The organism is Pseudomonas sp. Bc-h, assembly GCF_002080045.1.
Taxonomy (GTDB): domain Bacteria; phylum Pseudomonadota; class Gammaproteobacteria; order Pseudomonadales; family Pseudomonadaceae; genus Aquipseudomonas.
In genome coordinates this window covers 294,261-317,012 of the sequence record NZ_MUIN01000003.1, presented here as the reverse complement: position 1 = coordinate 317,012, position 22,752 = coordinate 294,261, and the positions used below count along the sequence as shown (strand labels likewise).

14 protein-coding genes and 3 pseudogenes are annotated in these 22,752 nt (G+C 56.9%); 8 read left to right on the top strand and 9 right to left on the bottom strand.

Annotated elements, in window-relative coordinates:
* Positions 1-27: 27 nt before the first annotated feature.
* A complete protein-coding gene (locus BWR59_RS06185) occupies positions 28-669 on the bottom strand; it encodes a DUF6088 family protein (protein ID WP_168184456.1) in 642 nt (213 codons plus the stop codon).
* A gap of 277 nt (positions 670-946) precedes the next feature.
* Positions 947-1,033 (bottom strand): annotated as a pseudogene (locus tag BWR59_RS31885) (transposase); the annotation flags it as partial.
* Between the two features lie 264 nt (positions 1,034-1,297).
* Here BWR59_RS31885 and BWR59_RS06180 point away from each other — a divergent pair.
* Positions 1,298-1,974 (top strand): annotated as a pseudogene (locus tag BWR59_RS06180) (SOS response-associated peptidase family protein).
* 1,899 nt (positions 1,975-3,873) lie between these two features.
* Here BWR59_RS06180 and BWR59_RS06165 read toward each other — a convergent pair.
* Genes BWR59_RS06165 through BWR59_RS06155 form a run of 3 tightly spaced genes read right to left on the bottom strand, consistent with a single transcriptional unit; the run spans position 3,874 to position 7,188 of the window.
* Complete coding sequence (locus BWR59_RS06165) at positions 3,874-4,767, bottom strand: TniB family NTP-binding protein (protein ID WP_230981969.1); 894 nt, start codon at positions 4,765-4,767, stop codon at positions 3,874-3,876.
* Positions 4,764-6,635, bottom strand: a complete 1,872-nt coding sequence (locus BWR59_RS06160; protein WP_143490773.1) for a DDE-type integrase/transposase/recombinase — start codon at positions 6,633-6,635, stop codon at positions 4,764-4,766. The genes BWR59_RS06165 and BWR59_RS06160 overlap by 4 nt, the downstream gene beginning before the upstream one ends.
* The gene (locus BWR59_RS06155) at positions 6,628-7,188 is read right to left on the bottom strand and encodes a TnsA endonuclease N-terminal domain-containing protein (protein ID WP_218191150.1); all 561 of its coding nucleotides are present in this window, start codon (positions 7,186-7,188) and stop codon (positions 6,628-6,630) included. The genes BWR59_RS06160 and BWR59_RS06155 overlap by 8 nt, the downstream gene beginning before the upstream one ends.
* 271 nt (positions 7,189-7,459) lie before the next feature.
* Between BWR59_RS06155 and BWR59_RS06150 the strand changes: the two are divergent.
* The 4 genes and pseudogenes from BWR59_RS06150 to BWR59_RS06135 form a co-directional block, all read left to right on the top strand.
* Positions 7,460-8,113 (top strand): annotated as a pseudogene (locus tag BWR59_RS06150) (ATP-binding protein); the annotation flags it as partial.
* A gap of 78 nt (positions 8,114-8,191) precedes the next feature.
* Positions 8,192-8,671, top strand: a complete 480-nt coding sequence (locus tag BWR59_RS06145; protein WP_081564748.1) for an Lrp/AsnC family transcriptional regulator — start codon at positions 8,192-8,194, stop codon at positions 8,669-8,671.
* Positions 8,672-8,868: 197 nt separating this feature from the next.
* Positions 8,869-10,341 (top strand): NAD-dependent succinate-semialdehyde dehydrogenase, encoded by a 1,473-nt coding sequence (locus tag BWR59_RS06140; protein WP_081564747.1) that lies wholly within the window; start codon positions 8,869-8,871, stop codon positions 10,339-10,341.
* 17 nt (positions 10,342-10,358) lie between these two features.
* A complete protein-coding gene (locus BWR59_RS06135) occupies positions 10,359-11,750 on the top strand; it encodes an aspartate aminotransferase family protein (protein ID WP_081564746.1) in 1,392 nt (463 codons plus the stop codon).
* Between the two features lie 78 nt (positions 11,751-11,828).
* Here BWR59_RS06135 and BWR59_RS06130 read toward each other — a convergent pair whose 3' ends face one another.
* Positions 11,829-13,805 (bottom strand): methyl-accepting chemotaxis protein, encoded by a 1,977-nt coding sequence (locus tag BWR59_RS06130; protein ID WP_081564745.1) that lies wholly within the window; start codon positions 13,803-13,805, stop codon positions 11,829-11,831.
* Between the two features lie 254 nt (positions 13,806-14,059).
* Positions 14,060-14,980, bottom strand: coding sequence for a LysR substrate-binding domain-containing protein (locus tag BWR59_RS06125; protein WP_081564744.1), 921 nt, complete (start codon positions 14,978-14,980; stop codon positions 14,060-14,062).
* Between the two features lie 165 nt (positions 14,981-15,145).
* Between BWR59_RS06125 and BWR59_RS06120 the strand changes: the two genes are divergently transcribed.
* Complete coding sequence (locus BWR59_RS06120) at positions 15,146-16,528, top strand: NorM family multidrug efflux MATE transporter (protein WP_081564891.1); 1,383 nt, start codon at positions 15,146-15,148, stop codon at positions 16,526-16,528.
* A gap of 13 nt (positions 16,529-16,541) precedes the next feature.
* Here BWR59_RS06120 and BWR59_RS06115 read toward each other — a convergent pair whose 3' ends face one another.
* Entirely contained in the window at positions 16,542-18,212 is a 1,671-nt protein-coding gene (locus BWR59_RS06115) for a bifunctional diguanylate cyclase/phosphodiesterase (protein WP_081564743.1), read from the bottom strand.
* Positions 18,213-18,415: 203 nt separating this feature from the next.
* Between BWR59_RS06115 and rep the strand changes: the two genes are divergently transcribed.
* Both rep and BWR59_RS06105 read left to right on the top strand, forming a co-directional pair.
* Positions 18,416-20,425, top strand: coding sequence for a DNA helicase Rep (gene rep, locus BWR59_RS06110; RefSeq protein WP_081564742.1), 2,010 nt, complete (start codon positions 18,416-18,418; stop codon positions 20,423-20,425).
* Between the two features lie 40 nt (positions 20,426-20,465).
* Entirely contained in the window at positions 20,466-21,035 is a 570-nt protein-coding gene (locus tag BWR59_RS06105) for a xanthine phosphoribosyltransferase (protein WP_081564741.1), read from the top strand.
* Between the two features lie 200 nt (positions 21,036-21,235).
* Here BWR59_RS06105 and BWR59_RS06100 read toward each other — a convergent pair whose 3' ends face one another.
* Positions 21,236-22,555, bottom strand: a complete 1,320-nt coding sequence (locus tag BWR59_RS06100) for a sigma 54-interacting transcriptional regulator (RefSeq protein WP_081564740.1) — start codon at positions 22,553-22,555, stop codon at positions 21,236-21,238.
* Positions 22,556-22,752 lie beyond the last annotated feature (197 nt).

The window sequence follows — 22,752 nt, the reverse complement described above, 5'->3', positions numbered from 1 at the left end:
GACCTGTTGATACCCTTAAGTTCGCCGTTAAATGCGTGGCCGTTGGTCAGTAGCGCCGCCTCCATTGCGTAATCCACCGTAGATGCCAGCCTTGCTCACTGCAATAGCCATCCAGGTGGGTAGACTAGCCCGAACAGCGGAAAGAGCTTCCCATTGGGAGACTGAAAGCTGGCTGTGAAGCTGTGATGCAGTCTCTTCGGCACACTCTGCTCCCATCCACGCCATTGCCCTGACGGCATCGCCGGCCCTTGACCTTCCTAATGCCAACATCCAATAAGGTGCATGCTGCAGTGAGGCCTTGGCCAAGCCCACGGTCAGCTGTTTGCTACGGCCTGTAGTGAGAAAAGTCACTTCGTCCGGAGCTTGCGAAATCAGCCCAAACGATTTGGCAGCTACAACACCATTACCTGTGATCGCGACCTTTCCCTTCGCAGCAATTGAAAGTGCGACAGTTTCTGTCCGCCTAGCTTGCGTTTCCTCTCTCCCCCGTGAGGGAGCAACGTAGATACCACGAGCGACACGCAGCAGGCGTCCTGATTTAGCCAAGCGTGAAAATGCCTGATCCACTGCGTCCCGACTACCCAAATGCAGAAACTCCTTGGGGCTCAGAACGTGGCCTTCGGGCAGGGTCAGACTTTTTTCAATAATGGCAACAGGTAGGGAAGGCATCGATAGGTTCACTTGTAGGTTATGTCAGATATTTAATACCTTATCTGACATCGGCTCAAGGCGTTTTTCCGCTCCGTCGACTCGTCAGCCTCTCGATGGTATTGAAGGGGTGTTGAGGCCTATGCCGAATTGACCCACGTGCCGATGCAAGACTGCCCCAGCTTAGAATCGACGACCCGCTGCACAGGCAATGTTTTTCGTGGGATCCGACTGGGTCAGTGACATCTCGGCAACTGGGTCAATTCGGCGTCAGCGCCAACATGGCTTCGGGCGCTCTAACCCATTTTGGCGCAATTACAAACGGCTTTATTGCGCGCTCCGCTGGGTTGTTGTCGATCGGTAAAAAACCAGCCTCCACGTAACGCGGACTTCCTGAACCAGCGTTATTATTCGCACTCATAAATTCCCCCTTTGCAAATACAGAACTATTTTTTTTTCCAAATGGAAGGTTTTGTTAATGTTTTTTTTCCATTCATGAGCAGGCAAGCATCATCGCCTGCCACCTCCGCTGAAGAGTAAGGCGATCTGACCCAAGCCCCCACACACGGGACGGTAAATGGACATCACTAGTTAGCACTGGTCGCACCTGGTCAGATCGAATGCAAAAGACTGGTCAGGTTGAATGCAAATGGGTGGTCAAGTGAGGCGCAATTTCGCACTAAGCATTCCCAACGCCCTTATTAACTATGCTGGCGACCAGCCTTTCGAGCGCTTCGAGCGCTGTAACGCCGCGCCAACCACACAGCTCGCCCTCTTTCACCAAGAGGGTCAGCTTCTACGCGCCGACATGGTGCGCTGGGGCTGGCGCCCGCATTGGGCCAAGGACCGCGCCGCGCCGATCAACGCCAGGGTTGAGAAAGTCTCCCACGGGCCATTCTTCAAAGCGATTTGGCCGCACAGGGCGATCATCGCAATCGACAACTGGTTTGAGTGGGTTTATGAAGGCGGCCCCAAAAAGCAGCCCTACCTGATCCGCCACCGTGACCGGACGCCAATCCTCTGTACCGCGATTGGCCAGTATCCGATCGGCGAGCACGAACCGGGCGAGCATGATGGCTTTGTGATCATCACTGCCGACAGCTCGGCGGCATGGTCGATATTCACGACCGTCGGCCAGTGACGTTGTCACCGGAACTAGCGCGGGAATGGTTGGACCCGGGGACACCAAAGGAACGCGCTGAGCAATTGGTACTGCTCGAGGGAGAGCCGACTGAGGCCTTCGAATGGTTCAAGGTGGATCGTGCAATCGGCAACGTGCGCAACCAGGTGCCTGCGCTCATTCAGCCCTTCAGTGATGGTGACTAACAGCTCGTAGACCTTTGGGCTCGGCGGTTAGGTCAGCCAGCTGTTCACGAGGCTATTCCGCCGACGGAAAGATGTCGGTCCCCAACCAGCATGTGTATCGAAATTAGGATCCTTATGCTGCCATCTTGACTGGGAGGCGCTGCGTCGCGATTGCGGTTTTCGGGATCTGGCGGAGAATTACGAATATGAGGTCGCGCTTTCGTTCGCTGGAGAAAACCGCGATCTGGCCAAGCATATCTCGGATCAGCTGGTGGACCTCGACGTTCCTGTTTTCTACGACGAAGTTTTCGAGGCGAATTTTCTAGGGAAGGCGTGGACTAAAAAATTCAAAGAGATTTTCGCGGACGAAAGCGCTATGTCGTCGTACTCCTCGACAAACACCATGCAGAAAAAATCTGGCCAACGTTCGAGCGCGAGCACTTTGCACCACGCATCGCCGATGAGCGCGTTATTCCCATTTACTTAGACGACACCAAATTTGTGGGAATCCCCGCCGACATCATTGGCGTCCGTTTTAAATTCGATCCGGAAGACCCCGATTGGCGCGAGAAAGCCGACCGAGAGATCGTTGAAAAATTGGTTGATAAGCTGACTTGAGAATTCTGCGACGAGGCCGTGGATATCACTGTAATGTCGCAGGGTGGCATGACTTCGCTGTACGAGACCTACAAGCGTATCTCTCAACTTGAGAGCCTAGTTCGCCACCAAGGGGCGTCCACCGTGGTGACCTGGGTCTATTCCATTCAGAACAGCTAGGTTTACGAATGTGGAAGCCAGATTTTAATCATTCTTCTTGCAGCGTCTCGTTGAACTCCTAAAACTTCCATAATGCCTTGGGTGGTTAACTGTCGATCTTTTGAAACCAAATATGCCGCTGCTTGCAAAAATTCCTCCTGACTTGGCGAGTAGGTCCGACTATCCAAGTGACCGGAAAGTACGGTCTCAAGCCAGTACGGACTAGCATCAGGCACCTCAAGGATTCGACTTCTTGATAGCCCAGCATTGCGGCAGGATAGTACGAAGCGGTCAGGCCAGCCTTGAATCAACCAACATGCACATAGCAGCAAGTGCAAGCGTCTAGCGGTGTCTAGGTATTCGAAATGCAGAGCGGAGGACTGCACAACTCCTACAGGTAATTCTGAACAGATTGATGTCTGTATCCGTCCCCCGAAGCGGCCATTAAGCAAGTTTAAAATCACACGCAACCCTATAAAAAAAGGTATAGGGCAATCAGCACCGACCGGAAATCCCTGCCATGGACAAAACTCGAACTCACGGATCAAGCGCTCAAGTAGCGATTGCGAACCAAGGTCTGGCCAATCTGGGTAAGTTGGCTCTACCGTGGACAAATTATGATTGCAAGAATAACAATACTTAAGACAATTAGGATGTAGATATTTACCCCTACCAATTCCATGCCGATGGAAAATAACTGGACTATTACATTTCGGACAACGATCAACTAAAACACAATTATGTACATCACATAGAACTATCAAGCCTACTCGCCACTTCAGCCTGTAATACGGGTTCGAATCTTCCTTTAGACACAGCGGACAAAATTGCATACCCGCAAGTTTGTGAGTGCGATGATAAATACCTAGCGGCAGCAACCATGGCACAACACCAGTTGCCGAAAGCTCGTCATAAAACAAGCCTTCATACCTTACTAAAGTCAGCTCATTAAGCTGGCTTATTGGAACTTTGGTAGCGTGATTAAGGCACTCGAGAAAGCTGATAGGCGGATGCCGATCAATGTCACGATTCCAGATTGCCTGGCGATACCTTAACAATCCAGAGTAAAAGCTGTGTAGTGGTAGACCATTTGCCAAGGACAGCCTCACCAGCCAGGAGGAAAAAATCTCGCCCACTCTTGGCTGAGGATGCATGGGAACCATTTTATATCTCACCCACAACTCTTCTTCGCTGTGAAGGTGGTGTGAACGGACAGGCGTTCAGAATTTCGAGATCTATAGCTTCGCTCCCCGAGCTTATAGCAAGACTTGCTGCTGCGTTCAGGAGTTTTGACAGTTCGCCAATGGTACCTTCGCTCAAGGACAGGATTTTCGCCGACAGCAACGGCTCACTGAGGTTTGATGCATTTCTGAGCGGTAAGATCTTCTCAAAAGATTTAAGCAGCCTAGTGAATTCTGCCCCTTTGACCCAACGTGTAAGTATCTGAGGTTCAAATCGATTTTGAATTTGTGAATCAATACTCACAGCATTCAGCAAGGTCTCATCTCCTACCCCGACGATCGACACCTGCAGCTCATTTGTTAAATACTTTATAAGGTTCAAGAACTGATGCTGACTTTGAGAAGAATTAGCTAAAGTATTATGCATCTCATCTATTATAAGAACTTTTAGCTGCACCGCCCTGAGTATATCTACCACTTGCGAACGCTTTGCATCATTCGATCCTGCGACAGGCTTTATCATCAAGGGACGGAGAATTTCCGCATAAAATCCATTTTCTGTCGGCTTTGGCGGTGTCTGGACAAAAATTACAGGAGCCAATATGTTTTCGCCGCCCAAGTTCTCAGTAGCAGGGTGCTTTGCGGCGAATCGCTTAACCATGTCGGTTTTTCCATTATTCGTCCGACCGATCAAAAGCATGTTTGGCATCCGAGTCACTCGCGGATGATTGTATAAAGCCTCAAGTGCTTCACTGACTTCGCGTGCTCGTGTATATCCTATCCATCTTTGCATAGCGAGGTGATCTATACGTTCTTGATCGTTCATGCATGAGATTTTATCTATTATCGATGGTAGCAAATGGGAGAAATCACTCATGACAAACCGGCCTCTATTTCGTCGAAAGCATCAAGATTGTCATCAACTTCCTCATCAAATGCATCTGTCGGATGCTCTGACACGCTAGAGTGGACACCTTTCCATCCAACTCGACGCTCGACCGTGCGCCGTTTACGCTTTTCCGTTGCTCGCGCATTCTTCGCCAATCTGGTTTTCTCTATTGCTTCTTCTTCAATCTTCCGCATCCTGCAATACCCTTCACGGATCGCATGCTCGTTCACATGCCCGCGAGGATCGCTCTTAATTATCCGCCTAACTTCTTTAAGATCCCATTTGCTCATTGGAGGCAGAGTAGCGTCGAAATACGGAATGGGATAATAGACCTTTTGATCCGGATCTAAAAAATAAATTACACTGATATCACGAGGATCCCTGACACAATAAAATTTTCTGCTTTTTCCGTTTGCGTCTTTCTGGCCAATTCGGTTTTTCAACACCGGCGCGTAGTAACTTATATAGTCCCAGGTTATTCCATGACGCTGCACACTTTTATGCTCAAACGGCATAAAATCCAGTCGCAACTTATCTTCATTTGCAATCGACTCTGGCAACCCCACACCCAATTCATCACCCGCCCCAAAAACACATTGAGCATAACATTTTATAGGTGGGAAGTCGCAAATCCCTACGTGCTTATTATTATGATAAACATAAACTATATAAAGAGTTAACCATAGTTCAAGCTCTGCTAGCGTTAAGCAAGCACGCCCTTCAGAGTCATAATCTAGCTTTTCCTTGACATTCGAAAATGTTGTTCCTTTGAGCGTATGCGCTTCACTCATAAATGTCCGAAAAGCACGCTCGATATGCGGCCCATAGTTTGGCTGGCCCTTAGGACGCCATTCAAGCGATATACCGTATTCTTCGCATCCCCTACTAAGAGCTCTGCCGACGAATTCCTTTGCATTGTCGACATGGATCTTTTGCATCAAACCATAGATTGGCCATTCAGCATCTATATCCCTCTTAGCAAGCCACTCATCCTTTTTTATTACCGCATGAGCAATGCAAAGAGCAGCGGATACTGCACTCGGGGGATCAAGAGAGAGGAAGAAACCGCTGATCATACGTGTATGAACATCAATACTCATTGTGAGATATGGACGTCCTATCGGCAGGCGGTGTTGCTCATCAACAAGAATCACGTCAACCGGCGTGTGGTCAATTTGCACAACCGAGTTTGGTGCTAAAGTAGCAGGAAACTTCCCCCGCAAGGGCGAGTGAATATGTTTTGCTGCTCGGGGCCCCAACCGTCTCCGAGTACGTTCTTTTTCGTCAATATCACGTACCCGGCGATGGATGGTGTTAATGTGTGGCACTTTTAACCCTTGTTGCTCGAAGGCAATTTTAACCGTTTGATATAGTTGTGAGACTTTCGGACGTTCCTCTACCAGATAGACTTTATCTATGACATTATTTATCAGGGTTTCGGCATCCTCGCTCAAGCGACCACTTCCTTTATCGTGCCTACGAGATCTAAGCAAAGAAGAGACTAGGCCAGAATCCCTAAAGGTTTGTAACCATCGATAGATCGTTGCAGGGCTTTTGCCTGACTCCCTTGAGGCCGCGAGTATCTTCTCATGATCATTACGAGTTTCTTGTAACAATGGCCGGATCAACTCGTATTTCGAAAGAGCTTGATCCCATTCTTTGTCATTGATCAAAACATGGGAAGCTTCCAGTCTGCCGACAGATTTTGGGGAGCTAGCTAGCTCAGAGGCACGAACCACAGCTACTCTCTGGTTTTCAACCGACCTAACGACAGCCTCAGTCAGATTACTAAGCTCTATAACTACATACGCGTCTTCGCGCCAGTATACCAAGCACCCAGGACGAATTTTATTCAAGATGAATCTCCTCAGCCGACCAAACCCTAGAGCTCAAAGTTAGCTTCTCCTGCAGATCACATCCAATCCGACCAACTGCGATAAGATGCCACAACACAGGAATTACTCTGCCAGTATCGTATTTGAGTGCCAAAGCTTCTCGCAGCAGTATTTCTGGCGTGGCCATCCCTAAGCGCAGCACTGAGTCAAGTAAAATACTGCAAATAGCCAAATCTACTGATCGACCAATAAAAGGCCATAGAAATTTAGTATTTGCCAAGTACGGCGTGCGAACTTCATTTTCTGTATACACATGAAACCGCCATCCTACTTCCGCACAGTATTTTTTGGCTGCACGAAACTTCGGCATCAAAACCCGCCAGTTCCCCCTAAAGTCTTCCCGGTACTTTATTTCGTAAAGAATCGGTGCACCACCAATACTTTGATCTACGAATGTGATAAGCCCGTCGGGGGTATAGGAGCATGCTTTTCCATCTATAGAAGAATAGGAAATAGTAAGAGGTTGAGCCGTAAAGCTACCTACTCTCCTGTCAAAGCGAATCAGCTCCATCATGTCCCGCTCTAGGGCGGATTCGTAGTGGCCCATGCTCGGAACGAGGCCCCTCACGCCTCGGGAGCTACGATTTGTCTTTCTTACAGGCTTGGCTGGAGAAGACATCTGAGTCTCGGTAACAGGTCGGTTGGTCTGGCTTACATCGCGCATGAGGCACCTAATTAGAGGAGTGTAGGTGCTATGTACCCGAGCGCTCCGACACAAGACAAGCGACCTCTCAAATAATCAGAGATTTTTTGATTTTTTCGCATTGAGCAAAGTTCCTTACAGCGGTGGCAGTCGTCCGCAGCCAGGCGAAATTACGTTGGCTCATCACGGCGTGCTGTTCCTCGACGAGCTTCCCGAGTTTGATCGTCGCGTGTTGGAAGTGCTGAGAGAGCCGCTGGAGTCAGGCCACATCGTGATTTCCAGGGCGCGTGACCGGGTGCGTTTTCCGGCGCGCTTTCAGCTGGTGGCGGCGATGAACCCCTGCCCTTGCGGCTACCACGGCGAACCTACGGGCCGTTGCCGCTGTTCGACCGATCAGATCCAGCGTTATCGCAACAAACTCTCCGGTCCGTTGCTGGACCGAATCGACTTGCACCTGACCGTCGCCCGCGAAACCACCTCGCTGGCCGCTCCCCCACAAACCGGCGACAGCAGCGCAAGCGCAGCGTTGCTGGTGTCCGAAGCCCGGGAGCGTCAGCAAAAACGCCAGGGTTGCGCCAATGCCTTTCTCGATCTGCCAGCGCTACGGCAACATTGCGCGCTCAAGGCAGAAGACGAAGCATGGCTGGAGACCGCTTGCGAGCGGCTGACCCTCTCTTTGCGCGCAGCACATAGACTGCTGAAAGTGGCACGTACATTGGCCGATCTGGAGCGGGTGGACGCTATTGCAAGAAGTCATATCGCAGAAGCGCTGCAGTACCGGCCTTCCACCAGTTGATGGACTTAGTGCCCGTATCTCGCGCTAACATGCAGCCTGATCGTCATGCCTGGTCAACACACCTGAAGAGTCTTGAGCGTGGAACTGGACAGAATAGATGCAAGGCTCCTGAGCGAATTGCAGCGCAACAACAGGGTTTCCAGTGAAGAACTGGGCGAGCAGGTCGGGCTGTCCAGTACCGGCATTCAGCGCCGTCTGAAGCGTTTGCGTGCGCAGGGCATCATTGAAGCGGACATCGCGGTGGTGTCGCCCAAAGCAGTCGGGCGCGAGGTGATGATGCTGGTCTTGGTGTCGCTCGAACGTGAGCGCGCGGACATCATCGACACATTCAAACAGTCCATCCGCTCGACGCCGGAGATCATGAGCGGTTACTACGTCACCGGCGACGCCGATTTCGTGCTGGTGGTGACGACGCGCAACATGGACGAATACGAGCAGTTCACTCGCCAGTTCTTCTACAACAACCCCAACATTAAAGGCTTCAAGACCATGGTAGTGATGGACCGGGTCAAGGCGGGCTTCAGTATTCCGATTCCCGGCGCAGAGGAAATCAAATAGTGGCGCTCGGTTTTCAGCCACTATCCCAGAAAGCCTGAAAACGTTGCACGATACGAGAATTACGCAGATTTACTGCGTCGATTCTTAAAATACTCAGTAATCCTGCAAATACTGCCGACGCAACGCAGCTTTTCAACGCTGCCTCGTTCCTAGAATGAGCTCATCAAACCCGTCCTTTCGACGATGAGACTCAGACCATGAACAACCTCGCCAAAACGGCACTCGACCAACTGCGCCGTCCTGACCTTTTCGAAACCCGAGCGTGGATCGACGGGCAATGGATCGAAGGCGAGTCTCGCCTCGCCGTACTCGACCCGGCCACCGGCGCGACTATCGCCCGTATTGCTCACTGTGATGTGGCATGGATGGACACGGCGGTCGATGCTGCCGGTCAGGCATTTCTGGCTTGGCGCGATCAGTTGCCAGCGCAGCGCGGCGCGATTCTGAGGCGCTGGGCGTCCCTGACCCGCGAGCACGCTCAGGATCTGGCCGTGATCATGACCGCCGAGCAAGGCAAGCCCCTCAAAGAGTCCCTTGGCGAAATCGCCTACGGCGCAGCGTTTCTTGACTGGTTCGCCGCCGAGGCCGAACGCAGTTACGGCGAGTCGATCCCCAGCCATCTGGCGGGCAGCCAGCTCAGCACGCGGATGCAGCCGATCGGTGTGACTGCCGCCGTAACACCCTGGAACTTCCCCAACGCGATGATCACCCGCAAGGCAGGCGCTGCTCTTGCCGCGGGTTGCAGCATGATCGTCAAACCGGCCCCGGAAACCCCATTGTCGGCGCTGGCTTTGGCAAAACTGGCGCAAGAAGCTGGCGTACCCGCTGGCGTGTTTCAGGTCGTGACCGGCGATGCACCGAGCCTTTCCGCGCGCCTGATGCAGCGCCCGGAAGTGCGAGCTTTCAGCTTCACCGGCTCCACCGAAATCGGTCGCCTGCTGCTCAAGCAATCGGCCGAAACAGTGAAAAAGGTCTCGCTGGAATTGGGCGGTCATGCGCCCTTCATCGTCTTCGACGACGCCTCGCTGGAGGAGGCCGTGGCTGGTTGCATCGGCGCCAAATTCGCAACCTCCGGACAGGACTGCCTCGCCGCCAATCGCATCTATGTTCAACGTGGTCTGTATGAACCCTTCGTCGCCGCCTTCACTCAAGCCACTGCGGCGCTAAAAGTCGGGCATGGCCTGGAAGACGGCGTCGACATCGGCCCGATGACCCGGGTCTCGGTTGCCAACAAGAGCCGCGACCACATTGGCAACGCGCTGTCCCTCGGCGCGCGCCTGACCATCGGCGGCATGGACAGCGCGCTCGGTAGCCATTTCGTCACGCCGACTGTGCTGGCCGATGTCACCGACGAGATGGACATCGCCTTCGAGGAAACCTTCGGACCGGTCGCGGCCATCCTGCCGTTCGATGACGAGCAGGAGGTCATTCGTCGTGCCAACCAGACCGAATACGGCCTGGCTGCTTACGTGTACACCAACGACCTGCGCCGCGCCGCCCGCGTTTCGGACCGGCTGGAGTTCGGCATGGTCGCGCTCAACACCGCGAAATTCACCGGTGCGCCAATTCCGTTCGGCGGCTGGAAGCAGTCAGGTTTGGGCCGCGAAGGCTCCAGACACGGCCTGGCCGAATACATGGAACTCAAATACGTCTGCGTCGGCAGCCTCTAACCCACTGGAGCCCCATCATGGATAAGCAAACTCAGGATCAGATTTCAGCAATGGACCGCGCATCGGTCCTGCACCCGTTCACCCAGCTCAAGGATTTCGCCACCGGCAAGGCGGGCGACCCGACCATCATCGAAACGGCCAAGGGCATCCGCATCACCGACGCCACCGGCCGCGAGTACATCGACGGCTTCGCCGGCCTGTACTGCATGAACGTTGGCTACGGCCGCACCGAAGTGGCCGAGGCCATTTCCCGCCAGGCGCACAAGCTGGCGTACTACCACTCCTACGCCGCTCACACGACAGAGGAACTGGCGCGTCTATCCGACCGCCTGGTGCGCATGGCGCCCGGCAAGATGAGCAAGGTGTTCTATGGCATGTCCGGGTCGGATGCCAACGAAACCCAGGCCAAGCTGGTCTGGTACTACAACAACCTGCGCGGTCTGCCGAAGAAGAAAAAGATCATCACTCGCGACCGCGGCTACCACGGTTGCTCGGTGGTCTCCGGCTCGATGACCGGCATGAGCTTCTATCACGACCACATGGACCTGCCGATCGCAGGGATCCCGCGCACCGGCGTGCCGCACTATTACTGGGGTGCCGAAGCCGGTGAGACCGAGGAGCAATTCTCGGCTCGCCGCGCCGAAGAACTGGAAGCGCTGATTCTGCGCGAAGGTCCTGACACCGTTGGTGCGTTTATCGCGGAGCCGGTGCTCGGTACGGGTGGCATCACCCCTCCACCTGCTGGCTACTGGGCAGCGATTCAGCCAGTGCTGAAAAAGTACGACATCCTGCTGATCGCTGACGAAGTCATCACTGGCTTCGGCCGTACCGGCGCGATGTTCGGCTGCGACAAGTACGGCATCGAGCCTGACCTGATCACCGTCGCCAAAGGCCTGACCTCGGCTTATGTGCCGCTGTCGGCGTCGATTGTCGGGGAGAAGGTGTACAAGGTGCTCGAAGAAGGTGCCGACCGCGTCGGCGCGTTCTCTCATGGTTACACCTATTCGGGTCACCCGATCGGCGTCGCGGCAGCCAACGCAGTGCTGGACATCGTCGAGCGCGAAGACATTCCGGGCAACGCCCAGCGTGTCGGCAGCTACTTCCAGAAGAGCCTCCAGGAGACGTTCGCCGGTCTGCCCATCGTGGGTGAAGTGCGCGGCGTGGGCCTGATGGCCGCAATCGAGTTCGTTGCTGATCCGGCCACCAAGAAGCGCTTCGATCCGTCGCTGAAAATTGGCGCTCGGGTGTCCAAGGCCGCTCGCGACCTGAACCTGATCGCCCGCGCGATGCCCCACGGCGACATCCTCGGCTTCGCCCCGCCACTGGTGATCACTGAAAGCGAGGTCGACCAGATCGTCGGCCTGGCGCACAAGGCGGTGCTCAGCGTGATGGATGAACTGAAGGTTTAAGCCCGTAAAATTCGCTCCCTAAAAAAACGGGCCGGTCATCAGTGACCGGCCCGTTTCGTTTACGGCAACAAAGACGAATCAGCGAAACCGATCCACTTCCTTGCGCAAGTCTGCTGCCAAAGCGTTCAGCTCCTGCGCAGTCACGGCCAGGTTGGAGACCACTTCGCGCTGTTCACTGTTGGCCAGGGCAATGCTTTGCAGGTTGGCACTGAGCAGCGTCGCGGTATTGCTTTGCTCTTGAGTCGCGGTGGTGATCGAGGCGAACTGATCACCCGCCGAGCGGCTTTGCTCGTCGATCTGCGCCAGCGCGGCGGCGACTTTGGCGTTGCGCGAGAGGCCTTCCTGCATCAGCGTGTTGCCTTGCTCCATGGTGCTGATGGCGTTGCCGGTCTCCTGCTGAATGCTGGCGATCATCCCGGAAATTTCGTCGGTGGCCTGACGAGTCCGCGACGCCAGATTGCGCACCTCATCTGCGACCACGGCGAAACCACGGCCTTGCTCACCCGCGCGCGCAGCTTCGATGGCAGCGTTCAGCGCCAGCAGGTTGGTCTGCTCGGCGATAGAGGTGATCACACTGACGATGCCGCCGATTTCTTGCGAGCGCTGGCCGAGGGTATCGATCACTGCGGCAGTGCTGCCCAACGACCCGGCGATCTGCTCCAGCGAAGCCGAAGCTTCTTCCATAGACGCGCGGCCGATGCGCGTCTGCTGGGCGTTGCCCTGCGCCAGACGTTCGGTATTGCCCATGTTGTCGGCAATGGTCAGTGCCGTAGCGCTGAACTCTTCGACGGCGCCAGCCATGCTGGTGATTTCGCCAGACTGCTGCTCCATGCCTTCATAAGCGCCACCCGACAAACCGGACAGCGCCTGCGCACGCCCGCTGACTTCCTGCGCAGCAGTGCGGATGTGCGACACCATGGTCTCCAGCGCCTGGCCCATTTTGTTGAAGCTGCTCGCCAACTGACCGATCTCGTCGTGGCGAGTGACATTCAAGCGCACGCTCAAGTCACCGGCGCCCAGCGCCTCAGCCTGATTTACCAGATCCGACAGCGGCTGCAATTTGCTGCGCAGCAGCCAGATCGCGGCGCCCACTGCGATCAACATCGCCAGCAAACTGCCGATCGCCAACTGCGTGCCGACGCTCCAGGTTACCGCGCTGATTTCATCCTTGGGCATGATGGCCAGAATCGACCACGGGCCACCCGCGAATGGCTCGGCAACGGTGTAGAAGTCATTACCTGCGTCCTGCCAGAAACGCCCCTTTCCCGGCGCCTTGACGAAGTCGGTCAGGGTTTTGCTCGCCTGATCCAGATCTTTCACGCCCGCAGGCGGCACCAGCCATTTGTTCTGCTCGTCGAGCAATGCCAGAGAGCCGGTAGAGCCAATGCGGAAGCTCTTGAGATTGTCGAACTGCGCTTTCTGCGCGTCGGTGTAATCGAAACCCACGAACAGCACCGCGATGACCTTGCCGCTGCCGTCGCGCACCGGGGTGTATTGGGTCATGTACAGGCGATCGAACAGCAGCGCGCGGCCGACGTATTCCTGCCCCGCGAGCAACCGCTCATAAGCCGGGTGTTTGTGGTCGAGCGAGGTGCCGATGGCGCGGGAGCCGTCCTGCTTGCTCAAAGACGTGCTGATCCGAACGAAATCGTCGCCACTGCGCACAAAGACCGTGGCCACGCCTGCGGTCATCTTCTTGAAGTCATCGACTTCGGCGAAATCGTTGTTCAGTGCAGCGCCATTGAGCAGCAACGCCGGGGTCTGGATACCTGCGACCGCGATCTGCTGGTCGTTATGCACGCTCAAACCACTGTTGAAGCGTTTTTCGAACAGACCCGCCAGCCGCTGCGTGCTGTCACGCAGGGTGCTGTGGAAGGTGTTCAACTGGTCAGCCAGCAACCGCGCTTCGCTGCCCATATGCTCTTCACGGATGGCGAGGTTTGCCGAATCCAGTGAGCGCAGGGCGAACAAGGTACTGCCGCTGATGACGACGGCCAGGATGACGGCCAAGGCAATGCCAAGCTGCGAGGCAATTCTGGCGCGGGGCTGAGGCATGAAGACTCCTTGCCGAACGACTGGATCATCCTGATCTCAGGAAAACATTCGGACTATTTCTGATAGAGGATATTGATGAACCGATTGGAACGATGGTTCTGCAATTACACATTCGGCTGACAGCGGAAATACTTGAGTCCTACACGCGGACTTAGGACGGGAGACATGCTGCAGTGACCGATGTAGCAGCACGGCTACAGGGCCGTTTGCATCAGGAAAAATGATGGGTGTAGCCAAGGGAAGATCGAAGGCCCTCACTCCAGGATCGTCACCGCTGGAAGCTCCATCGCCTGCACTTCGTTCTGCAAAAAGTCGCTGAGCCTGCGCAAACGCTCGCCGCCCGGCCGGGTCTTGGGCCAGACGAGGTAGTAGTTCTCGCCACTGACCACGGCCGTGCGCCAAGGCAAGCTCAGCCGTCCTTGAATCACGTCCTCTGCAACCATCAGCAGGTCACCCATGGAAACCCCATAACCCCGCGCCGCCGCGATCATGCCCAGCTCCAGCGTGTCGAACACCTGCCCGCCCTTGAGTGAAATCTGATCGGACAACCCCATCCGTTCCAGCCAGCTGCGCCAGTCTCGTCGGTCCGGGGTGGGGTGCAGCAGCTCGGCGCTGGCCAGACGCTCGACATCCCAGGGTGCGTCATCGAGAAGGCTCGGCGAACCCACCGGAATCAGCAGTTCGGGAAACAGGTATGTCGCCTCCCAGTCCGGCGGGAAATGGCCACGGCTGAGGAGCACTGCGCAGTCGAACGGCTCCTGGGTGAAATCCACGTTGTCGATGTCCATCCAGGCGCTGGTCAGTTGCACCTCGTTGCCCACCTGCAGATGACGAAAGCGGCTCAGCCGCGCCAGCAACCAGCGCATGGTCAGGGTCGATGGCGCCTTCATGCGCAGGATGCCCTCCTCCGCCATCAACGCACTGCAGGCCCTTTCGAGTGCCGAAAACCCTTCGCGCACGCCCGGCAGCAGCTCGCGCGCAGCCTCGGTCAATTGCAGGTTGCGCCCGTTGCGGCGAAACAAACGGCAGGCAAAGTGTTCTTCGAGGGTGCGGATGTGCCGGCTCACTGCGCTCTGAGTGATCGACAGCTCTTCAGCCGCGCGGGTGAACGAGGCGTGTCGCGCAGCAGCTTCAAATGCACGCAACGCATACAAGGGCGGGAGACTACGAGACATCGGGCACATTCCTCTGCGCATCAAGACGACCCAACGCACTCTACTGGAAAAACCCCAGGATGAGTTTTACTCATGACAATGATCGTATTTATCCCTTTGTGCATTAACCGTTGAATCACCACAATGAAGCGCTCATCAATGCCTCCAGACCCGAGCGCCAAGCCCATGCAACAGCACGCCTTCAAAGAACTGTGGATCATCCTGCGCCTGGCCGGGCCGCTGATTGCATCCCAAATGGCGCACATGCTGATGGTCTTCACCGACACGGTGATGATGGGCAAGCTCGGTCCCGAGTCGCTGGCCGGGGGCGGTCTGGGCGCTGCCAGCTACAACTTCGTGTCGTTTTTCTGCGTTGGGGTGATGGCGGCAGTCGGTACGCTGGTCGCCATTCGCAAGGGCGCCAACGATGACGCAGGCGCCACTCGCCTGACTCAAGCCGGTCTGTGGCTGGCGTGGGGCATGGCATTGATCGCCGCACTCATCCTGTGGAACCTTGAACCTATCCTGCTGAATTTCGGCCAGGACGAGGCCAACGTGCACATGGCCAGCCAGTTCCTGATCACCCTGCCACTGGCGCTGCCCGGCTTGCTGAGCTTCATGGCGCTACGCGGTTTCACCAGTGCATTGGGTCGCGCGACACCGGTGATGGTGATCAGTCTGGTGGGCGTAGCGCTGAATTTCGGGCTCAACTACGCCTTTATCTACGGACTGTTCGGCCTACCGCACTGGGGCCTGATGGGCATCGGTCTGGTCACAGCGATTGTGACCAACAGCATGGCGCTGGCCCTGTGGCTGCATATTCGCTATGGCAAGGCCTACGCTGCGTATCCGATTCACAAGGACCTGATGAACCTGTCGCGCAGTTGCCTGAAAGAGCTGTGGCGCCTGGGCTTGCCGATCGGCGGTACTTACGCGGTGGAGGTCGGCCTGTTCACCTTCGCGGCGTTCTGCATGGGCGCGATGGGAAGCACGCAAATGGCGGCGCACCAGATCGCCCTGCAGTCGGTTTCAATGGCTTTCATGATTCCCGTGGGGATCTCCTACGCGGTCACCATGCGTATCGGCCTGCATTACGGCGCGGGTAATCTGCTGCTGGCGCGCACTGCGGGGCGCATGGGGATCGGCTTTGGCGGTTTGCTGATGCTGACGTTCGGCATCCTGTTCTGGGTCGCGCCGCAGGTGGTCATCGGCCTGTTCGTGGACATCAATGACCCCAAATATCAAGGCGTGGTGGAGCTGGCAGTGAAGCTGCTGGCAATTGCGGCCTGGTTCGAAATTCTCGACGGCACGCAGACCATTGCGATGGGCGCGATTCGGGGCTTCAAGGACGCCAAGACCACGTTCCTGATTGGTCTGGCGAGCTACTGGGTCGTCGGCGCCCCACTCGCCTGGGGCTTTGGCTTTCTGGCCCATCAAGGCGCAGTCGGTGTGTGGTGGGGGCTGGCAATCGGCCTGCTGTGCTCGGCGATTGCGCTGACCTACGCCTTCGAACGCAAGACCGCGAAGCTGCTGCGCAAGGAGGCGACCGGTGTTGTGGTGATGGGGTGAGCCAGCAGCGGATTCACATCCCCTGCATCAACTGCCCTTTGCCCTGATCGAACATCAGATAATCCAGCAACTCCGGCAGCGCCAGCGGGTGGCTGATGAGGTAACCCTGGGCCTGATCGCAATTGAAACTGCGCAGTAACGCCAGTTGTTCGGGCGTTTCGACGCCTTCGGCAACCACTTCCAGACTGAGGTTATGCGCCAGGTTGATCATGGCGTGCACCAGTTTGCGATTCTCTTCGCGCTGTTCCATCTCGCCGACAAAGCTTTTGTCGATCTTGAGCAGCGTAATCGGCAGGCTGTTCAGGTGCACGAACGACGAAAAACCTGTCCCGAAGTCATCCAGCGAGAAACGCACGCCCAACCGGCCCAGCGCGTCCATGGTCTGCTTGACCAGATCGCTGCGACGCATCACCGCCGTTTCCGTGAGTTCGAATTCCAGCCACTGCGCGTCCACCCCACGATCGGCAATCAAACGGCTCAGGGTCGCCAGCAGCTGATTGTCCTGAAACTGTCGAAACGACAGGTTGATCGCCATGTGCAGCGGCGGCAGGCGCTTCTCGCGCAGGGTCTGCATGTCGCGCAGGGCACGGGAAATCACCCAGTAGCCCAGCGGCACGATCAATCCGCTCTGCTCGGCCAACGGCACGAACTCGCTGGGCGGCAATAGCCCGCGCTCGGCATGACGCCAGCGCACCAGCGCCTCAAGGCCCAGGATTTTCCCGGTGTTCAGGCACAGGCGCGGTTGGTAGTGCAGCTCCAGCTCGTCGCGGCGCAAGGCCCGGCGCAGTTCGCTTTCCAGATCGGCGAGGCTGCGGGCGTTACGGTTGATGCGTTCGTTGAAGATGTGAAAGGTGCAGCCCTGCGTGCTCTTGGCCTGTTGCATGGCAATGTGCGCGTGCCACATCAGCGGGTCCGCGCCGCCATTGACTCGAGCGTGGGCGATCCCGAGGCTGCAACCGATCAGCAGGCTTTCGCCATCGACCCAATACGGCTCCGACAAGGCCTCGGTGATTCGCTCAGCCATCCACTCGGCCCGCTCCGGGGCGCGGCGAGTGTCGATCAGCAGGGCAAATTCATCGCTGCCGAGCCGCGCCAGCTGATCGCAGGCTTCGAGCTGACTTTTCAAACGCGATACAACTTGCAGGATCAGACGATCACCCGCTTGATGGCCTAGCGCATCGTTGGCCCGGCGGAAATTGTCCAGGTCCAGATGCCCCAACGCCAGGCCGCGTCCGTCGAATTCGGCCAGTCGCGCGGCCAGCAGTGTCTGAAACCCCTGACGGTTGGCGATGCCGGTCAACGGGTCCTGCTCGGCGAGACGTTGCAGGGTGTTTTCCAGCACACCGCGTTCACGCACATGGCGCAGGCAGCGGCGCAGGCTGTTGGTCGTCACGGAGTCGCGCACCAGCCAGTCGGCCACGCCAACCGGATCTGCGTCGGGCTCGGCGTCCAGCAACAGCACCGTGGGCCAACTGCATTGACCGGCCGCAGGCTGCAGCGCAAGGGTTGTGAAAAGGATGAAGGAATGCGTGGGGTCGGTTGGACTGCCAATAGCGTCCCAGCTCGACACACAGTCGAGAAGTACGGCATCCCCGAGGGGCGCCAGGCACTCGCGTAACAACGCTGACCATTGCGGCGTGTCCGCCAGAAGCAGCAGACGCAAGGGTTCGACAGGCGTAGACAAGCTAGCTCCCCACACAATCCAAAGACATAGATCACCACTCAAATGAGTGTGATCAAACGCGGGACTCGCTCGCGTGATGCGCAAATGTAACAAAACGGCGAAATATAGATAGCGTCTCGCATCACAGTGTCGGACGGTCGCTGCACAATCCGTGGACCCTGTTAAAATGCCCGCCCATTTTTCACGCGATCCTTCTATTTCCCATGTCCCGACTCAATCCCCGGCAACAAGAAGCCGTGAACTACGTCGGCGGCCCTCTTTTGGTGCTCGCCGGTGCAGGCTCCGGCAAGACCAGCGTGATCACGCGCAAGATTGCCCACCTCATCCAGAATTGCGGCATTCGCGCGCAGTACATCGTCGCCATGACCTTCACCAACAAGGCGGCGCGGGAAATGAAGGAGCGGGTCGGCACCCTGTTGCGCAGCGGCGAGGGGCGTGGCCTGACGGTGTCGACGTTCCACAACCTGGGGCTGAACATCATCCGCAAGGAGCATGTACGGCTGGGCTACAAACCCGGTTTCTCGATCTTCGACGAAACCGACGTCAAGGCCCTGATGACCGACATCATGCAGAAGGAATACTCGGGCGACGACGGCGTCGACGAGATCAAGAACATGATCGGCGCCTGGAAGAACGACCTGATCCTGCCCGCCCAGGCCCTGGAAAATTCGCGCAACCCCAAGGAACAGACCGCAGCCATCGTCTACACCCACTATCAGCGCACGCTCAAAGCGTACAACGCGGTGGACTTCGACGACCTGATTCTGCTGCCGGTGAAGCTGTTCGAAGAACACGCCGACATTCTGGAAAAGTGGCAGCACAAAGTGCGTTACCTGCTGGTGGACGAATACCAGGACACCAACGCCAGCCAGTACCTGTTGGTGAAAATGCTGATCGGCACTCGCTGCCAGTTCACCGTGGTGGGCGACGATGACCAGTCGATCTACGCCTGGCGTGGCGCGCGGCCGGAAAACCTGATGCTGCTCAAGGACGACTACCCGTCGTTGAAAGTGGTGATGCTGGAGCAGAACTACCGCTCCACCAGCCGCATCCTGCGGTGCGCCAACGTGCTGATTTCGAACAACCCGCACGAGTTCGAGAAACAACTGTGGAGCGAGATGGGTCACGGCGATGAAATCCGTGTGATCCGCTGCAAGAACGAAGACGCCGAAGCCGAGCGCGTGGCCGTCGAGATCCTCAGCCTGCACCTGCGCACCGACCGGCCCTACAGCGATTTCGCGATCCTGTATCGCGGTAACTATCAGGCCAAGCTGATCGAGCTGAAGCTTCAGCACCACCAGATCCCCTATCGTCTTTCAGGTGGCAACAGCTTCTTCGGACGTCAGGAAGTGAAAGACCTGATGGCCTATTTCCGCCTGCTGGTGAACCCGGACGACGACAACGCCTTCCTGCGCGTGATCAACGTGCCGCGCCGGGAGATCGGCTCGACTACGCTGGAAAAACTCGGCAACTACGCCACCGAACGCAAGGTGTCGATGTACGCTGCCACCGACGAAATAGGCCTTGGCGAGCATCTGGACAGCCGCTTCACCGATCGTCTCAAGCGCTTCAAGCACTGGATGGACGGCGTGCGTCAGCAGTGCGCGACCCAGGATCCGATTGCGGCCTTGCGCAGCATGGTCATGGACATCGACTACGAGAACTGGATTCGTCAGAACAGCTCCAGCGACAAGGCCGCCGACTACCGCATGGGCAACGTGTGGTTCCTGATCGAGGCATTGAAGAACACGCTGGAGAAAGACGAAGAAGGCGGCATGACCATCGAAGAGGCCATCGGCAAGCTGGTCCTGCGTGACATGCTCGAGCGTCAGCAGGAAGAGGAAGACGGCGCCGAAGGCGTGCAGATGATGACCTTGCACGCCTCCAAGGGTCTGGAATTTCCGTATGTGTTCATCATGGGCATGGAGGAGGAAATTCTCCCACACCGCTCCAGTATCGAGGCTGACACCATCGAGGAAGAGCGCCGACTGGCCTACGTGGGCATTACCCGCGCGAGGCAGACGCTGGCGTTCACCTTTGCCGCCAAGCGCAAGCAATACGGCGAGATCATCGACTGCCTGCCAAGCCGTTTTCTCGATGAGCTGCCACCGGACGATCTGGCCTGGGAAGGCAACGACGACACACCAACCGAAGTGAAGGCCGTTCGCGGCAATACGGCATTGGCGGACATTCGCGCCATGCTGAAAAGATAAACATCAATTTCGCGCGTTTTGCGCCCTGAGGAACACCGACGTGGAAGCACTGCACAAGAAAATTCGCGAGGAAGGCATCGTACTTTCCGACCAGGTATTGAAGGTCGACGCGTTTCTCAACCATCAGATCGACCCGGTCCTGATGCAGCAGATCGGTGACGAGTTCGCCACGTTGTTCGCCGACTCGGGCATCACCAAGATCGTCACCATCGAAGCGTCGGGCATCGCGCCTGCGGTAATGACCGGCCTGAAGCTGGGTGTTCCGGTGATCTTCGCGCGCAAGCATCAGTCGTTGACCCTGACCGAAAACCTGTTCTCGGCCAGCGTTTACTCGTTCACCAAGCAGACCGAAAGCACTATCGCCATTTCCACGCGCCACCTGACCAGCAGCGACCGCGTGCTGATCATCGACGACTTCCTGGCCAACGGTAAGGCCTCTCAGGCGCTGATTTCGATCATCAAGCAGGCCGGCGCCTCGGTCGCGGGCCTCGGCATCGTGATCGAAAAGTCATTTCAGGGCGGGCGGGCCGAGCTGGATTCTCAGGGTTATCGCGTTGAGTCGCTGGCACGGGTCAAGTCGTTGAATGGCGGCGTGGTTACGTTCGTCTGAACTACGCCAAAATCTGAACTGCAGAGCCCATCCGGTCACGCTCGGCAAACGTGGCCGAGAGTCGGTGAGATACAAAGTGGGAGAACGCCTGCTTGCGAAGAGGACCGTACCTCCGACGGTTTTTTATCGGATGTACCCAAGCCCTCGCGAGCAAGCTCCGCTCCCACGAAGTTGGCACAGATCTGAATACTGCCTTGTGCCTAAGCATTAATTCCCAAGGCCTTCAGCCGCCGATACAACGTCCGCTCGCTCAACCCCAGATGCTTCGCCAACTCACTGCGTGATCCATCGAACGCCTGCAATGCGTGCGCCAGCGACTCGAGATCGCCGCGCCTCCCTTGCCTCGTCGCAGAAAGCAGAGGCTGCTGGGTACGCACCTCCGGCGGCAAGTCCTGCGCGCGAATCACGCCGTCATCGGTAAACAGCCTTGCGCGCTCCATGATGTTGCGAAGTTCGCGGATGTTGCCGGGAAACGGATACAGCCTCAGCAGCTTCATCGCCTCGTCATCGACCCTTGGCGCAGCACCCGGCGCGAGTCGTCGCAGCAAACTTTCAATCAGCAACGGCAGATCTTCACTGCGCTCACGCAACGAAGGCAGACGAATCGGGAACGCACTGATGCGGTAGAACAAGTCCTGACGAAAGCTGCCCGCCGCGACCATGTCCCTGAGCGGCTTGTGGGTCGCGACCACCAAGCGAAAATCCGAATGCACGGTGCGCAGGCTGCCCACCGGGCGAAAACTGCCTGATTCGATCAGTCGCAGCAGTTTGACCTGCATCGCCAGCGGCACTTCGCCGATCTCGTCGAGAAACAGCGTGCCGCCATGGGCGCTTTCCGCGAGGCCGATCTTGCGCTGCAAGGCGCCGGTGAACGCACCCTTCTCGTAACCGAACAGCTCACTCTCCAGCAGAGTTTCGGTTAGCCCGGTGCAGTCGACCACCACCAAAGGCCCGCTGGCTCTGGGACTCGCAGCGTGCAATGCGCGAGCGAACAACTCCTTGCCGGTCCCGGACTCGCCCTGTAACAGCACGGGGATCTGCGAAGGTGCCGCGCGCTGCAATGCCGTTAATGCCTCCTTGAATGCCGTCGAACGCCCGACCAACCCGCTTTGCTGCGGTTGCACCGAGGCCACCGCCACGCTGTTCAGGCGCTCGACATAAGCGATCACCTCGCCCTGCTGATCCAGAATCGGTCGCAGTTCTACGTCCACGTGCTCGGGGCCACGGGGGGTGTGATGAATGTGCAGCACGCGTTCCGGGACGCGGGTTTCCGACGCCTTGCGCATCGGGCAATGCTCGCCGGCCTGATCGCAGGGCACCGCGAACTGGTGAGAGACGCGATAACACTTGGCGCCCACATGAGGACGGCCTTCCACCCCGAACTGACGTTGGTAGGCGGTGTTGGCAGCGACTATGTTGTATTCAATGTCGAGCACGATGGTGGGATGCGTGTCGTGCTCGAGATAGGAAACCAGCGCCTGCATCTGCGGGGCTGAAAAGGGGTTTGGAGCGGTGGTCATGTGGATCTCCTGCGCGTTCGGCGAGGGTACTCCAACGAAGCTGCCACTGCCACCGACTGCCATCTAATGCCAATCAACTGCCAAATCTGGCAGAGATGCTGTCTGTCGCAGAGCGCTGATGATGCTCAAGCCCTTTATAACCGGCCTTTCGACGCAGCCCCGCTTCGAGCAAACCGCTGGCATGGATATTGACTCTC

Coding starts and splice junctions, on each gene's coding strand:
- BWR59_RS06140 (WP_081564747.1), top strand. CDS start 8,869: ATGAACAACCTCGCCAAAACGGCACTCGACCAACTGCGCCGTCCTGAC.
- BWR59_RS06120 (WP_081564891.1), top strand. CDS start 15,146: ATGCAACAGCACGCCTTCAAAGAACTGTGGATCATCCTGCGCCTGGCC.
- BWR59_RS06125 (WP_081564744.1), bottom strand. CDS start 14,980: ATGTCTCGTAGTCTCCCGCCCTTGTATGCGTTGCGTGCATTTGAAGCT.
- rep (WP_081564742.1), top strand. CDS start 18,416: ATGTCCCGACTCAATCCCCGGCAACAAGAAGCCGTGAACTACGTCGGC.
- BWR59_RS06185 (WP_168184456.1), bottom strand. CDS start 669: ATGCCTTCCCTACCTGTTGCCATTATTGAAAAAAGTCTGACCCTGCCC.
- BWR59_RS06100 (WP_081564740.1), bottom strand. CDS start 22,555: ATGACCACCGCTCCAAACCCCTTTTCAGCCCCGCAGATGCAGGCGCTG.
- BWR59_RS06130 (WP_081564745.1), bottom strand. CDS start 13,805: ATGCCTCAGCCCCGCGCCAGAATTGCCTCGCAGCTTGGCATTGCCTTG.
- BWR59_RS06155 (WP_218191150.1), bottom strand. CDS start 7,188: ATGATGGAGCTGATTCGCTTTGACAGGAGAGTAGGTAGCTTTACGGCT.
- BWR59_RS06135 (WP_081564746.1), top strand. CDS start 10,359: ATGGATAAGCAAACTCAGGATCAGATTTCAGCAATGGACCGCGCATCG.
- BWR59_RS06165 (WP_230981969.1), bottom strand. CDS start 4,767: ATGAGTGATTTCTCCCATTTGCTACCATCGATAATAGATAAAATCTCA.